This window comes from Thalassococcus lentus (assembly GCF_028023555.1).
Classification (GTDB): domain Bacteria; phylum Pseudomonadota; class Alphaproteobacteria; order Rhodobacterales; family Rhodobacteraceae; genus Thalassococcus_A; species Thalassococcus_A lentus.
In genome coordinates this window covers 463,789-478,530 of record NZ_JAQIOY010000001.1, presented here as the reverse complement: position 1 = coordinate 478,530, position 14,742 = coordinate 463,789, and the positions used below count along the sequence as shown (strand labels likewise).

9 protein-coding genes are annotated in these 14,742 nt (G+C 58.3%); 3 read left to right on the top strand and 6 right to left on the bottom strand.

Annotated features, from left to right (window positions below; genetic code table 11):
- Positions 1-17: 17 nt before the first annotated feature.
- From PFY00_RS02285 to leuC, 3 genes are all read right to left on the bottom strand, one after another.
- A complete protein-coding gene (locus PFY00_RS02285; protein ID WP_271430894.1) occupies positions 18-851 on the bottom strand; it encodes a hypothetical protein in 834 nt (277 codons plus the stop codon).
- Between the two features lie 344 nt (positions 852-1,195).
- A complete protein-coding gene (leuD, locus tag PFY00_RS02280; protein WP_271430893.1) occupies positions 1,196-1,801 on the bottom strand; it encodes a 3-isopropylmalate dehydratase small subunit in 606 nt (201 codons plus the stop codon).
- Positions 1,801-3,207 (bottom strand): 3-isopropylmalate dehydratase large subunit, encoded by a 1,407-nt coding sequence (gene leuC, locus PFY00_RS02275; RefSeq protein ID WP_271430892.1) that lies wholly within the window; start codon positions 3,205-3,207, stop codon positions 1,801-1,803. Before leuC ends, leuD begins: the two co-directional genes overlap by 1 nt.
- Before the next feature lie 305 nt (positions 3,208-3,512).
- On the opposite strand from leuC, the gene PFY00_RS02270 reads away from it, so the two are divergent.
- From PFY00_RS02270 to PFY00_RS02260, 3 genes are all read left to right on the top strand, one after another.
- Entirely contained in the window at positions 3,513-3,638 is a 126-nt protein-coding gene (locus PFY00_RS02270; protein WP_271430891.1) for a hypothetical protein, read from the top strand.
- Between the two features lie 65 nt (positions 3,639-3,703).
- Entirely contained in the window at positions 3,704-5,053 is a 1,350-nt protein-coding gene (locus PFY00_RS02265; RefSeq protein WP_271430890.1) for a mechanosensitive ion channel family protein, read from the top strand.
- 329 nt (positions 5,054-5,382) lie between these two features.
- Entirely contained in the window at positions 5,383-6,561 is a 1,179-nt protein-coding gene (locus PFY00_RS02260; RefSeq protein WP_271430889.1) for an acetyl-CoA C-acyltransferase family protein, read from the top strand.
- Positions 6,562-6,633: 72 nt separating this feature from the next.
- Here the strand turns inward: PFY00_RS02260 and pbpC are convergent, their stop codons facing one another.
- The 3 genes from pbpC to PFY00_RS02245 are packed head-to-tail and all read right to left on the bottom strand — an operon-like array spanning position 6,634 to position 14,640.
- A complete protein-coding gene (pbpC, locus tag PFY00_RS02255) occupies positions 6,634-8,664 on the bottom strand; it encodes a penicillin-binding protein 1C (protein WP_271430888.1) in 2,031 nt (676 codons plus the stop codon).
- Positions 8,654-9,214, bottom strand: coding sequence for a putative glycolipid-binding domain-containing protein (locus tag PFY00_RS02250; protein ID WP_271430887.1), 561 nt, complete (start codon positions 9,212-9,214; stop codon positions 8,654-8,656). The genes pbpC and PFY00_RS02250 overlap by 11 nt, the downstream gene beginning before the upstream one ends.
- Positions 9,211-14,640, bottom strand: coding sequence for an alpha-2-macroglobulin family protein (locus PFY00_RS02245; protein ID WP_271430886.1), 5,430 nt, complete (start codon positions 14,638-14,640; stop codon positions 9,211-9,213). Before PFY00_RS02245 ends, PFY00_RS02250 begins: the two co-directional genes overlap by 4 nt.
- Positions 14,641-14,742: the final 102 nt, after the last annotated feature.

The following is a 14,742-nucleotide window of genomic DNA, read 5'->3' as shown; positions in this document are numbered from 1 at the left end:
CGGATGCAGGCAAAGCGTCAGGTAGCAAACTGCAATTCTGCCTGCGCATATGCGCGGCGTCGCTTCTCTTCGATCAGATCCGCAATGCGCATCAGGGCCACGCCACGCATTATCAAACTGGCAGGCAAAAAGGCCCATGCGCTTATCACCCAGATCACGGTTTGCGGTTCGTCGAAAGAAAGCGGTGAGGCCAGTTGGGACACCAGCTTGAGAACCGCCGGGATCAAGAATGGCAGCAGAAATCCTAATGCTACGTTAATGTGACTGTCGCGCTTCAGGCGGGAGAGCACATCACCCCCGGCCGTTGGATCGAACAAAGGCAGATTGACCCAGAAATTGAACGCTCCGTTGCGAATGGGCCATGTCAGCAATCGGATTAACGCCACAAAGGCCAGCAAGGTCACCAGCGAAATCAGGTAGGCAATTCCAGCGTGGGTCCGCAGCGCTTCGAGATCGCTGAGGGTCGATTCAGCGGGCGCGACCAGAACCATCAACCGAACCGGGGAAAACGGAAAGTCCATAGCGTTTCCGATGGTCATGCCCATCCCGGTCAGCGTTGAACTCAATGCGCTGGGCTGTGTTTCGCCCCGGCTGATGAGCGTAAGAGTCAAAACCGTGATGAACAGCGCGATAAACCGCATCCGATTGTAAGGCGGTGCCGCGCGAAATTCGATGAGGGACGGGTATTCACTGACGTACTCAACGAAGGTGAGCGTAGCAGCAACAAGAGACAAAAGGGCGACGATCTGGATGGTGTCCGAGCTCACGCCGGGCAGCATGATTGCAGGCATGGAAATGACCATTGCCACAAGAAATGCCCGAGCGGCGGATGCCACCATACGCTTGATCACTGACCTGCCCCTTCAGTACAGCCGGGCGCGGTACAATGCCGTTCCCTGGTTTCTGTCTGATCCCGCCAATTATGGCGAGTTGCCTCATTCTTGCCCAAGTTTTGCCCCCTTTTCGATTCGACAGCAAGGTTCAGGGCCAGTGGCACAGATCATTTTGGCTATTTCAGGAAGCAATTGGTGCGCGATTGCATCAATTGAAAGGCAGGCTTGTTGTTAGATCAACAAGTCCTCGCAACATGTTGGGTACTAAGCGCATTTACCCACAAGTCAGTATAGGCGCTACATCCCAAAAAGAAAAAAGCCCCGCAAAAATTGCGGGGCTTTTTCACGATTTTCTAACGGCCTCAAACCCAGGGGCGCGCCTGAGAAGCCTGCGCTTCAAAAGTGTCGATGGAAGATGCTTTTTCCATGGTCAGCCCAATGTCATCCAACCCGTTCAGCAAGCAATGCTTTTTGAAGCTATCCACTTCGAACGGGAACTCCTCTCCGTCAGAGCTGGTGACGACCTGGTTTTCCAGATCGATGGTCATGCGAGCGTTCGAACCCTTTTCGGCATCCTTCATCAACACATCCACCTGCTCTTGGGGCAGCACGATCGGCAAAATGCCGTTCTTGAAGCTGTTGTTGTAGAAGATGTCAGCAAAGCTGGTCGAAATGATGCACCTGATGCCAAAGTCCTTGATCGCCCACGGCGCGTGTTCCCGAGACGATCCGCAGCCAAAGTTATCACCGGCCACCAGAATTTCGGCTTCGCGGTACTGCGGCTGGTTCAGGACAAAATCCGCAATCTCGGAGCCATCCCGATTGTAGCGCATCTCATCAAACAAGCTGACACCAAAGCCGGTGCGCTTGATCGATTTCAAAAAGCGCTTGGGGATGATCATATCGGTATCGATGTTCACAAGCGGCATAGGCGCCGCGATCCCGGTGAGTTTTTCGAATTTTTCCATTACATCATCTCCCGAACGTCGGTGAGTTTGCCAGTGAGGGCTGCAGCGGCAGCCATGGCAGGCGACACAAGATGTGTACGCCCCTTGAACCCCTGACGACCTTCAAAGTTGCGGTTGGATGTAGAGGCACAGCGCTCATGCTCGGCCAATTGATCCGGGTTCATCGCAAGGCACATGGAACACCCGGCCAGACGCCATTCGAAACCGGCTTCCTTGAACACATCCGCAATGCCTTCTTCCTCAGCCTGCGCCCGCACAAGGCCAGAGCCCGGAACGACCATAGCGCGCATGCCGTCTTTGATCTTTTTGCCCTTGAGGATTTCTGCTGCTGCGCGAAGATCTTCGATCCGGCCGTTGGTGCAAGACCCGATAAAGACTGTGTCGATCTCGATATCCGTGAGCTTCTGACCCGGTTCCAGACCCATGTAGTCGATAGAGCGGCGCGCCGCTTCGATCTTGCCGCCGGTGAAGTCTTCCGGTGCCGGAACTACGGCCGAGATCGGCAGTACATCCTCGGGCGAGGTGCCCCAGGTGACGACAGGTTCGATTTCTTCGCCCTTCAGGGTCACGACTTTGTCGAAGTGCGCATCTTCGTCGGTGAACAGCGTCTTCCACCAGTCCATCGCCGCTTCCCACTGCGCGCCCTTCGGCGCGTGCGGGCGGCCTTTGACATATTCGAACGTCGTTTCATCAGGGGCAATCAGGCCAGCGCGGGCGCCGCCTTCGATAGCCATGTTGCAGACGGTCATGCGGCCTTCCATCGACAAGTCACGGATCGCTTCGCCGCAATACTCGATGACATAGCCGGTACCACCCGCCGTGCCGGTCTCGCCGATGACAGCAAGAGTGATGTCCTTGGCGGTCACACCCGGCTTCAGCTTGCCAGTGATCTCGACCTTCATGTTCTTGGACTTCTTCTGGATCAGGGTCTGAGTGGCCAGAACGTGCTCAACCTCAGAAGTCCCGATGCCGTGCGCCAGCGCGCCAAAGGCACCATGCGTCGCGGTGTGGCTGTCACCACAAACGACGGTCATACCCGGCAGGGTCCAGCCCTGTTCCGGGCCAACAATGTGAACGATACCCTGACGAACATCGGACACGGGGTAGTAGTGAATACCGAATTCCTTGGCATTTTTATCGAGCGCCGCGACCTGAATGGCCGAATCCTCGGTCATGTTTTTCGGGTCTTCGCGGCCCGCCGTGGTGGGCACGTTGTGATCCGGCACAGCAATCGTCTTTTCCGGCGCGCGGACTTTGCGGCCTGTCATGCGCAGACCTTCGAAAGCCTGCGGGCTGGTCACCTCGTGAACGAGGTGCCGATCAATGTAGAGCAAGCAGGTGCCATCGGCGTCTTCATGTACGACGTGGGCATCCCAGATTTTATCATAGAGCGTTTTGGGGGACATGGGTCCTCTCCCGTTCGGTTGTGATCGAAAAGCGTAGTAATAGGCGTGCAAGCACGGACACAGCCTTATAGGCGGGCAAGCACCGTGTGCGTTGCTCCGAAAAAGCGTTCGCGCAATCGCGCGCGGTCTGCCCTGTCGAAAATCCTGTTCATGTTGTGCAATTACAGAAGCGCGCCGAGTCTCGCAAGACCGGGGTTTGGAAAGGTTGCGGTCAGCATTTATGCCGCTTCAGCGAAAATGTCGCATTGAAGGTGATCCATATCGCTCTTTCTTACGTAACTTCTTTATTCCGGTGGAAACCATCTATGCAAAGCGCCCTGAACCTTTTGAACCTTAGCTTGATCGCAGTGCTGCTCGTCGCGGCGCTGGCCGTGTCTGCGCAAGACAAAGGTCCGGTACATTCAGCGCCAAAGGTGGTTATGGTTCCGTGACGCGCTTTGGTCTTGCCTCGTAGCGGACCCGATGCAATCCTGACCCTGCAGCAGCAAGGCCGGTCATGAACCCCGAAGATCCTCAAATTGAAGAGATCAGCGCCGAAACGCTTGAATCGGTCTTTGGCGTTCTGTTGACCCAGATCCAGACAATTCTGGAAAGCCTGTTGCGCCCATGGATGGCGTATCAGGTGTTGATCGCGATTGGTGTTTTTGCGCTGGCGCATGTTCTCGCTGTGCTCGTGGGGCCCCGTTTTGACACATGGTTACGGTCCCGCGAAGGCTGGCCCAAATGGCGGTTGCGAACCGGTCTGATCATTCTGCGCAGAATGCGCATGATCATCTTCGTGTGCTTGATTTGGATCGTTGTTCTGGTCATGCGCGAAGCAACCTGGCCATCGCGATCGTATCTGCTGGCCATCATCGCGAACCTGTCGAGCGCGTGGCTCTTTATCGCCTTTGCAACACGCCTGATCGGAAACCCGCTGCTGCGCAGTTCGGCACGGTACGGCGCTTGGATCTGGGTCACCCTTTCGATCCTGAATTTGACAGACGAAACCCAGACGGTTCTGGACGGCATCGCACTAAACCTTGGTGAGACACGGATTACCCTGTGGCTGATCATCAAGGCCGTTGTCCTGCTGGCCGTTTTGATTGCCATGGCCCGTTTGATCGCGGGCGCATCAACCGCAAGCATCCGCAAAAACCAGGACATCAGCCCATCAATGCAGGTGCTTGCAATCAAGTTCCTGCAGGTGCTGCTTTATGGTCTCGCGTTTTTTCTTGGGCTGCGGCTTGTGGGGGTCGATCTGACCGGCCTTGCCGTTCTGTCAGGTGCGATTGGTGTCGGTCTGGGTTTTGGCCTGCAAAAGGTGGTGTCGAACCTTGTCAGCGGGGTCATCATTCTCTTGGACAAGTCGATCAAACCGGGTGACGTGATCAGCCTTGGACAGACCTTTGGCTGGATTAACAGTCTGGGCGCGCGATACGTGAGCGTGGTCACCCGCGACGGCAAAGAATACCTGATCCCGAACGAAGACCTGATTACCGGTCAGGTGGTCAACTGGTCTCACTCCAACGATTTCGTGCGGCTCGATATCTATTTTGGTACGGCCTATAACGATGATCCTCACAAGGTCCGGGAAATAGCCATCGAGGCCGCGCAAACCGTTGACCGTGTGCTCGATTTCAAACCACCGGTTTGTCATGTGGTTGGCTTTGGAGACAGCTCGGTCGACTATATTCTGAGATTTTGGATCAAAGATCCCACGGGCGGCCTGACCAACATTCGGGGCAACGTCTATCTGGCGCTTTGGGATGCGTTTCAAAAGAATGGTATTTCGATCCCATTCCCTCAGCGCGAGGTTCGAATGCTGGATGGTGCGCCCATGTCCAGCAAGACCGTGCTGGATTAACGAAGGCGAAACATTTTAAGGCCAATGATCCGGCATGGATGACCATAGCCTGATCCGATCCAACTACGCCGCCGATTGCCATCAGGCCAACAACCGGCCCCACGTGCCGCCAAGAGGTTTGTCCAGCGCAAACACTTTTTCGGTCAAAAGAGTGTTTGAGCGGTTCAGCAAACGCCGTTCTGCAACCCGATTGTCCGGCCCGCCGCCGGGTGGCCGAGGGTTCAGACACAACGGTTAATTCGATCTCATCCCATTCTGACGGAACGTTGCGGGCTGACATTTCAATTAGCTCTGCCCATAGTCTGCACAAAGCAATGGGAGAGAGCGAAATGTCAGACGATATCGTCATTCTGAGCGGCGCACGCACCGCAATTGGAACATTCGGAGGCGCCTTGGCCGCCACGCCGCCCATCGCATTGGGGACGGCGGCAAGCAAAGCAGCGCTGGAACGAGCCGGGGTTGCGCCAGACCAGATCGGCACTGTTGTCTTTGGCCATGTGATCAACACGGAACCCAAAGACATGTACCTGTCCCGCGTTGCGGCCATGGGTGCAGGCGTTCCGGACACCACACCGGCCATGAATGTAAATCGTCTGTGCGGATCAGGCGTTCAGGCTATCGTCTCTGGCGCTCAGTCGCTGATGCTGGGCGATGCAGAATTTGCCCTTGTCGGCGGCGCCGAAAACATGTCGCGCAGTCCGTTCATCATCCCTGACCAGCGTTGGGGCGCAAAGATGGGGGACATCCGCACGCTGGACATGATGCTGGGCGCACTCAATTGCCCCTTTGGCACCGGCCATATGGGCGTCACAGCCGAAAACGTCGCAGCCGAGCACGACATCAGCCGTGAGGCACAGGACGCTTTTGCCATGGAAAGCCAAACCCGCGCAGCCAAGGCCATCGAAGCAGGATATTTCAAAGACCAGATCACACCCGTCGACGTCAAAGTGAAACGGGACATGGTTCCCTTTGAAACCGATGAACATCCCAAGGCAACGACGCCTGAGGCGCTGGCCGGGTTGCGCGCGGTTTTCCAGAAGGATGGCAGTGTAACGGCAGGCAACGCATCGGGCATAAATGACGGTGCCGCCGCACTGGTGTTGGCCCGGGCCTCCGCTGCGGAGAAAGCAGGGTTGAAACCCCGCGCTCGGATATTGGGATATGCGCATGCAGGTGTCCGACCCGAAGTCATGGGCATTGGTCCGGTTCCTGCTGTCGAAAACCTGCTGGCGCGCACTGGCCTGTCTGCTTCGGATTTCGATGTGATCGAAAGCAACGAGGCCTTTGCAGCGCAGGCACTGGCGGTGAACAAAGGTCTTGGCTTGGACCCGGCCAAGGTTAACCCGAACGGCGGTGCCATTGCCCTGGGCCATCCGGTCGGCGCGACCGGCGCAATCATCACCGTCAAGGCACTTTATGAACTGGAACGCATTGGCGGCAGCAAGGCTTTGATCACAATGTGCATCGGCGGCGGTCAGGGTATCGCCATGGCCATCGAACGTCTCTGACATCGGGCCACACCTGTCACTCAACATCGGACCGGGCGTTTCAAAACGTCCGGTCTTTTTGCATTCCGTGGGCTAGCGCATTTCGATAGAGACCCGTTGTGACTGCCCGGCCGAATCCAAAATGGACAGTGTGGAAAACCCCGGACCGTCGACAGGGGCTAGAAACTCGGATTGGCGCAAACCGTTGGCCAATACGGCACCATCGGCCAGAACGGTGTAGGGCGGTGTGCCACCTCGCAACTTGATCGGAACCCCCGCTTCAGCGCTGGACAGCCGCGCCCCGTCCGGCGGAAACGTCACCTGAAGTGTCTTGGCCCCGGCGCGCGGCCCAAAGCGCTGCAACGGTTTGGGCAATTGAGCATTACTGACCAGCAAGGTTTCGGGCGGTGGCGGTGGCAGCAACGCAGTACCGGAGCGGGCGCGGCCCAGCGCTTCGAACAGCAGCGGTGCAGCGAGATCGCCACCAAAGGCCCCCGGAACCGGTGTGCCATCAGGTCGACCAATCCAGACGCCGGCAACGTGCTGCCCATCCCAGCCCAGCGCCCAGGCATCGCGATGGCCGTAAGACGTTCCCGTCTTGTAGGCCACGCGCCCCGCCGCGCCCGCCGATGGCGGGGGCGCAATCGCGGACAGAACGTGCCCAAGTTGCCAACTGGACGCACGCGAAAGCACACGGCCATTTTGCGTTGTCTCGCCTTGTTTCCAGTGCAGTTCCGCCGCTTCGCCACCCCGAGCAAACGCGGTATATAGCTGGACCATATCCTCAAGCGAAACGCCCAAGCCACCCAGCGCAAGGGCAAGGCCAGGCGTGCCCCCCTGCAATTTGGGTTTCATCCCAGCGCGTTTCATCCCAGCCATCAGATGCGCAGGTCCAACCGCCTCGGTCAGGCGTACGACCGGTATGTTGAGAGACAACTGCAAAGCCCGCCGGACAGACAATTCGCCCCTAAACTGACCGTCAAAATTCTGAGGCGCATAGCCGCCGAACTGGGCTGGCGTATCCAGTATCAGCGTTTCCGGATGTGCCAATCCTCGGTCAAAGGCGAGCCCATACACCAGTGGCTTTAGCGTCGAGCCGGGCGAACGCAGTGCCGTGGTCATATCAACAAACCCCTGCCCAGCCGTAGCCGAGTAGCTGGCAGACCCAATAGAGGAAAGAACAGCACCAGTTTCATGGTCCGCCAAAACCAGCGCTACAGACAGGCGCGGGTCACGGCCCTTCATATACCGCGCAAGAAGCTGCTCCAGATTGCGCTGCAAATCACGATCCACTGTCAGATCATGTGCGCCCGGCCGCTGTGCCACTGCACGGTCTGTGAGATGGGGCGCGATTTGCGGCATTGCGTGGCGGCCAAAGGGTGCAGGATCGGTTTTGCCGGCCAAAGCGTCTTGTTCTGAAATCACCCCAGCGCGCGCCATGCGGTCCAAGACCCGGTCACGCGCGCGACGCGCTTCCTCTGCGCGGCGATCAGGACGCCTGCTTTCGGGGGCCTGAGGCAAGGCCACCAACAACGCAGCCTGTGCTGGTGTCAGGCGCTTGGGCTCTTTTCCCAACCAGATCAGGGATGCCGCCCGCAACCCTTCGACGTTGCCACCATAGGGGGCCAATTTCAGGTAGATCGACAGAATTTCCTGTTTGCTGAGATGCCGTTCCAGCGCCAATGCAAGTCGCATTTGCCGGAACTTTCCACCCCATTGGCCGGTGGTTCCATCCTCGAGCAACCGGGCCACCTGCATGGTCAGCGTGGAAGCACCCGACACGATTTTGCCATGCCGGACCGCCTGCAGACCCGCGCGCGCAGTGGCAATGGCATCCACACCGCGGTGCTCATGAAATCTTTTGTCCTCGTAGGCGATCAGCATCTTGAAAAACAGTGGATCGACCTGATCGGCTGTGACCGACATGCGCCACAGTCCATCCTCGATTGTGTAGGCCCGCAACAACTGGCCATTCCGGTCGCGCACTTCGGATGACGTTTCATGCACCAAGACCGGCAGACGTGTCGCATCGATGAATGCGTCGAACTGATCCCGGCCACCAGCAAGAACAGCCAGAAACAGCGCCACGACGATCAGCAGTCTTGACCCGCGTTCACGCCTCATGAGTTTGTTCCCAAAGTCCCGGGTAACGCGTGACAAAGCCGTGTTCATCGACAGCCAGATGCGCTTCGTACGCCGTTTGCCGGGCCGTGTAGTGCACGTATCCACCGCGCTCGCGGGTGTAGCTCTGATCCAGCGGATCGAGCATTGGACCCGGCAACCGAAGCCAAGCCGCCCGCACGTCCAATCGCCCCACCTCAGGCGCGCGGCGCAGGGGCATCAGGTTGGTTGCCGGCGAAAACCCAAGGTCGACATCAGTACAGCCTGAAATCTGTGATTGCTCTTGGTCGTTCAAACTCCAACTGCCGTTGGCATTGGTCAGCCGGAGGGCGACTGCCCCGCCGCCCTGTGTGCCGGTGACATCGCAGCTTGTGGTCTGCCAGTCTGCATCACAGCGCACCACATAGTCCAAAGCCGCCCAGCCAGAAGCATCCCGAAACCGGGCATGCCCGATCAACATCCAACCTCCCGGCGTTTTGGCGAGACGGCACTTGTCCGTGCCGTCCCGATCCAGCGCCCGCCATTCAATCGTCGCGATGGTTTGGCCCATCATGGCAAAATCGTCACGGTTCCCGACGCCGTCGTAGCGCGGTAGTCGGGGCGATACATATCCTCGACCAAGGCCGCAGGATGATGATACGTACCCGGCGACACGGCCCGCACGATGTAGGCCAACCGAACCGGATCCGTTCCGGCATGTGTGACCGCTGTCAGGAACCGTTCCGACCGGAATTCACTGTGCTCACCGGACGACACCTTGAGCCAGTCAAGCGCCCTGATCTCACCGGACCGAAGCAGATTGGGATTGTCGATTTCGAAACCGGCCGGCAGCGCATCATCGATCATCAGACGGGCGCGGGTCTTTTCAGCCGGGCGAATGGTCAGAACAGTCACCAGCCGTGTACCGGCTTTGACAGAGCCTTGGATCTTTTCGCCTTCCATCGTGTAGTAGTCGCGGCTGATCGCATAGCCGTAGCCAGAGGCAACGGTAGGACCATCCGGCACACCAAGCGTCGTCAGGGTAATATCTGTTTTCTGGTCTGCCGTGTTCGTGATTTGCATAGGCTGCAGATCGCGTCCTTCGATGCGCCGCACAAATGGCCCGGCCAGCGGAGCATCATTGATCGACAGACCCGATACCGTCGGATCCTGCACCATCGCATGTGCTGCCAAGAGCGCCCAGGCCTGTTCTTGTGTCGAAAGCGGCCGGTTGACCGATGCAATCCGTGTGGTCAGCGCCGCGCGATCGACGCCCTCACTCCGGGCTTCTACGGCAAGTGACAGCAATCCGGCAGCGTCCCGAATGGGGGAACCATAGTCGGCACGGAATACGGATGTGCTTTGCTGTGTTCCGGCGATCCGTGCAGCGGCCTTGGCGAACATCGCATCCGCGCGCGGTTGATCCCCGTACGAGGCCAAGGCCGCCCCCAACTGCGCCTGCGCCAACGGCGTCGCCAAAGCATCGGCCCTTTCATCAGCGTAGTAGCGCAGATCACCCATGGCTGCCTTGCCTTCGCGTGCCAGAACCATCAGTGCATAAGCGATGTCTTCTCCGCCATCGTCAAAGTCAGGTGCATAGGCGATACGATTGGCCAGATTGTCCAAAGCATTCCGGAACGCGATTTGTGGCACCTCATGTCCAGCGGCACGTGCCCGTGACAGGAAGTCCGTCACATAGGCATCCAGCCAGAAGTCACCCGACCCCGCGCGCCAGAGCCCAAACGCCCCATTGTTGGCTTGCCGTGTCAACACCTGGGTCACGGCCTGATTGATACGCGTTTTTATGCGCTCAGGATCACCCAATCCAAGTGGTTCTGCCACGGCAGACATGTACAGCAGCGGCAAGGCCCGGGAGGTTACTTGTTCAGTGCAGCCATAGGGATACCGATCCAGCGAAGCCAGAAGACCCGGTGCATCAAAGCGGGCCAAGGGACCTGCGGAAATCATTGCCGAAGACGCATGCATACTGAACCCTGCGAATATCTCATCGTCGAGGGTAAAGGTCTGCCCCGGCTCCAAGGCAAAGCGGCGGGTTTGCCCGCTCGTTGGATCAAGCGCACGCACGCCCAGAGTCAGGGATTTGGTCAGGCGCTGGCCTTCCGGTGTGGTCAGAACGATAGAAATGTCATGGTCACCAACATCGTCTGATGTCAGCGGGATGGCGTAGCGAACCTTTTCCCCTTCCTGCAATGCAACATCGCGCGGCAAGGAGGTGGTATCCAGTTCAATACCATCGGCCGTTACCAGCAAGGGCATGGTTCCACCCGGCCCTTTGGCATGGGTCAGTTCAAGCAACAGCCTCGAGTCATCACCCGGCGCCAGAAAGCGCGGCAACGAAGCAGAAATAACCACCGGATCGCGGACCAGAACGTCGGCTTCGGCTTCACCAACTGCCGTCGGCGTCCATGCAACGGCCATCATGCGAACTGTCCCGTTGAAGTCCGGAAGGTCAAAGGAAACTTCTGCTGTGCCTTGAGCATTGACCATGACTGGCCCTGAAAAGAACGCGACAAGCGCCTCGGTTGGCGGCGGGTTTTGCATCCGCATCGAAGCAGCGGAGTCGCCACCGGATCGGACCTGCCCCATGGCTCCGTTCATTCCATCGATCAGGCGGCCATAGATGTCACGGATTTCAACACCCAGTCTGCGCTGTCCAAAGTAGTGAGCAGAAGGATCCGGCGATTTGAACCCGGTCAGGTTCAGAATACCAAGATCGACCGCTGCGACGGTCACATATGCGATTTCTCCTTCGGCAACACCCTCCACCTGCACCGCCGCTCTCAAGGCGGCCCGAGGCAGGCTTTCGTCCGGCGCATCAAAAGAAACCTGCAGCTTCCGTTCGCCGGGATCCACCGCCGCATGGGTCAGACCCAGACTGCGCGCAGGGTTCATACCGGCGGCAACATCCATGGGCCGGATAACCTGCGCTGTCACGTAAACACCCGCACCCCATTCTTCGGTTACGGGCAAGGCCAATGTGTTTTCGCCCTCGGTCAGTTCCACCGCCTGCATGGATATCACTCGATCCGCCAGAACTGTGACCAGCGCCTTGCCACCATAACGTGGCACCAAGCGCAAATTGGCCGTGTCGCCGGGTTTGTATGCTTTTTTGTCCAGAGACAGCTCAAGCATATCAGGTGTGTCCGTCGCCGTTGCCGGGGCATACCATCCGGCAGAGAAACCCATGGACGCAGATGCGTAGTCGCCATCAGTGCGTTCCACGACAACCTCGTAACGACCCCATTCAACATCAGCCGCGACAGCCAAGGCGGTCTCGTCGATGACGCCGGTTCCGCGGGCGATGGTTTCACGATTGGTGATCGGCTCCCACCGCCAGTTGCCATAAAGCTGGTACCACTGGTAACGCGTCCGCACGCGATTGATCTGCCATTCCACCTGCATAGGCTGCGGGTTCAGATCCGGGCCCAGCGCGATCACATCAAAAGAGGCAGTCGCCCCCTCAGGCAAAGTGCCGTTAAAGGCCGGTTTGATCCCGATCACCGGACCATCCGGAGCAACGGCGCGGGAAATGCTGCGCTCAACCGGGCGCCCGGATGCCTCGGACAGGCGCAACGTAACGCGAGCCTGCATTGGACGGGCTTCACCTTCGATTTGAGGCAGCGGAAGACGCAAAGATGCGGTGCCATCTGCATCGGTCACCAACTGTGAGGGAAAACTGTTGGTCCGGTAATCGCTGGGGGCATCATGCCGGCCAAACCGATAACCCGGAAAGTCAGCAAGCGTGGTGCCGGTTTTTAGCTGAAGCTCGCCTTCGATGTTCAAATCAGACCCCGGAGCCCCAAAGAGATATCGCGCCGACACATCCAGCTGTGGAGGCGCCAGGGGATTGATTGCCCCATCAGGTAAATCCAAGTCGAAATCGATGCGTTCCGGAACAAAATCCTCGACCAGTACCGATCGGCTGCTGAGCGGATCAGCATCCGGATCCGCAAAGACAGCGACCCGCCAAGTCCCCCGAGGAACGGAATACGCGAGTGGCAAATCGAATACGTGGCCACCGGCCAACCCACCGTCTGAAACATGGCGAGAATGCTCGACACCATCGGGACGGGTCAGCACGGCCACCAGCGGTACGTTCTGAACTGCGGCCGCCTTGGCATCGCGCAACAGGGCCGTCAGATGAATTACCTCACCGGCCCGATAGGCCCCCCGGTCCGTCGTCAAAAATGCATCCATCGGCCCGGCCGGGTCACGCCCCGCAACCCCACGATCAGACAAGTCGAAGGCAGGATCTGTCAGCGACAAAAACGCGAGATCCTCATTGCCACGTTTCGCCATGACAAGGGCCGCTTGCGCACCAGCTTTGCCCCGAAGCAGACCCGGTGCAAACCGAGCGATACCCATTGCGTCAGTCTGAACCGTATCAAGCACGCGGTTCGCCGAAGACAGCAGGCTGACCTCAAGCCCCTCAAGAGCACCGGCATCCGTCAGGCCCCGGGCAAATACGGTCAGCCCATCATTGCCCTGCAGAGTTGTCAGGCCAATGTCGGACAGCAGGAACCACTGGGTCGCCCGTCCGTCTGACCATGGATTGCTGTCAGGTTTCGACGCGGTCAGCGCATAGATTCCAGCCGGCAGATCACCAACCACATCACCCATCGGCAGACGCGTCAGCATATCGGCATTCAAACGGTTCTGGACCTCTCCGTTGCCGCGCCAGATTTCTTCTGCGATGTCATTGCTGAAATCGCGCTCTTCCCATTTGGACAATGGCTTTCCAAAATAGCTGTCCTGTAGCGACCGAAGCAAATTGCGGTCGGATACCCGGCGCAGCACCAGATCGACGGAATCCAGATTTACTGTCTTGATCGGCAAGCCGGCATCGACAGTCCGCGGTAAAACATAAGCACGACCGGGGAATGAAACGCTCGGGCTGCGGTCACGCACATAGGCGGTGATCGGCACATCGCGGATAAGCTCTTCGCCATTGGCGGCAGGCAGGCCAGCGCGGAAAGTCACCGTGTATCGTTTTCCATGCTCGACGCCTGTGACGCAAATGCGATTGTCGTCGGAATCGATTGCCATCCGCTGATCCGGAAGGCGCACATACGGCGTATAGTCCTGACCAGCGCGCACCAACGGTTCAGAGAACTGCGCGCAAATGCGTGGTGCGGCGCTGTCCGCCTCGACCGTGTGCTCCCGAACCCGGAAGCCATACTTGGCAATTGCTGAATCCAGCAACTCGACCAGTTCAGGCTGCGGATCAATCTTTTCGGCCAGACGCAGCGGCGCAATCATCCCCCGACCGTCACCCAAAAGTTCCCGTGCCTTTGCCAGATCAACCAAGGCCTCAACACGGGTCGCGTCATCTTGGCTGCGCAGATATGCGTTCACAGATGCCAGCAAGGCGCGTTGACGGAACATACGCTGCCTATTGCCTTTGGTTTGGGCAGCTTGCTCGATTGCCAAATGCCCATACTGCAACCAGTGATCCGCTTGATCGGACTGCGCCAAGGCTGCGCCTGTCCAATGGTATGCATTGACGAGATCGCGGGTAGATCGGCTGTTTTCAGCCGCGTCCATAAGCGCCCGCACGGACCATTGCCCGCCGTAGTGACGCGCAGCGAGATCCTTTGCCTCTTTCAGCGCGCCGGGCAGCAAGCCCGCTGCAAACGGTTCAAGATCCGCTTTGCGATCGTCCGCGCGCGCCAGTTCAGATGCCGAAGCAACCACGACACGCCCGGATATAGCGCCCGCGAAACTTTGCCTGTCCGTGACGTCGGATTTTGGGAAACACGCGTTGGAGTTGGCGTTGAACGTAAAGGCCCGGCACTTTGGATCGTTCAGGCAGGCGGCCTCGCATGCGGACAGGTTTGTGTCGAAAAGAGATTGCAGATCCGAACCGGGAAAATCCACGTCTCGGGTATGCACCAAACGACGTTCGGGGATGACATCCTGTGCCTGTACAGATGACACGACGGAAAGCCCTGCGAGCAGGGTGAGAACAAAGAAACGCATAAAATTGCTCCTTTCGACTATCTCACCAGCCTGCCACGTAGACATGAGTCGGAACAAGTAAGGCAAACCTTAAGCTCTTTTTCATCGGTGGATGTCAGCTTG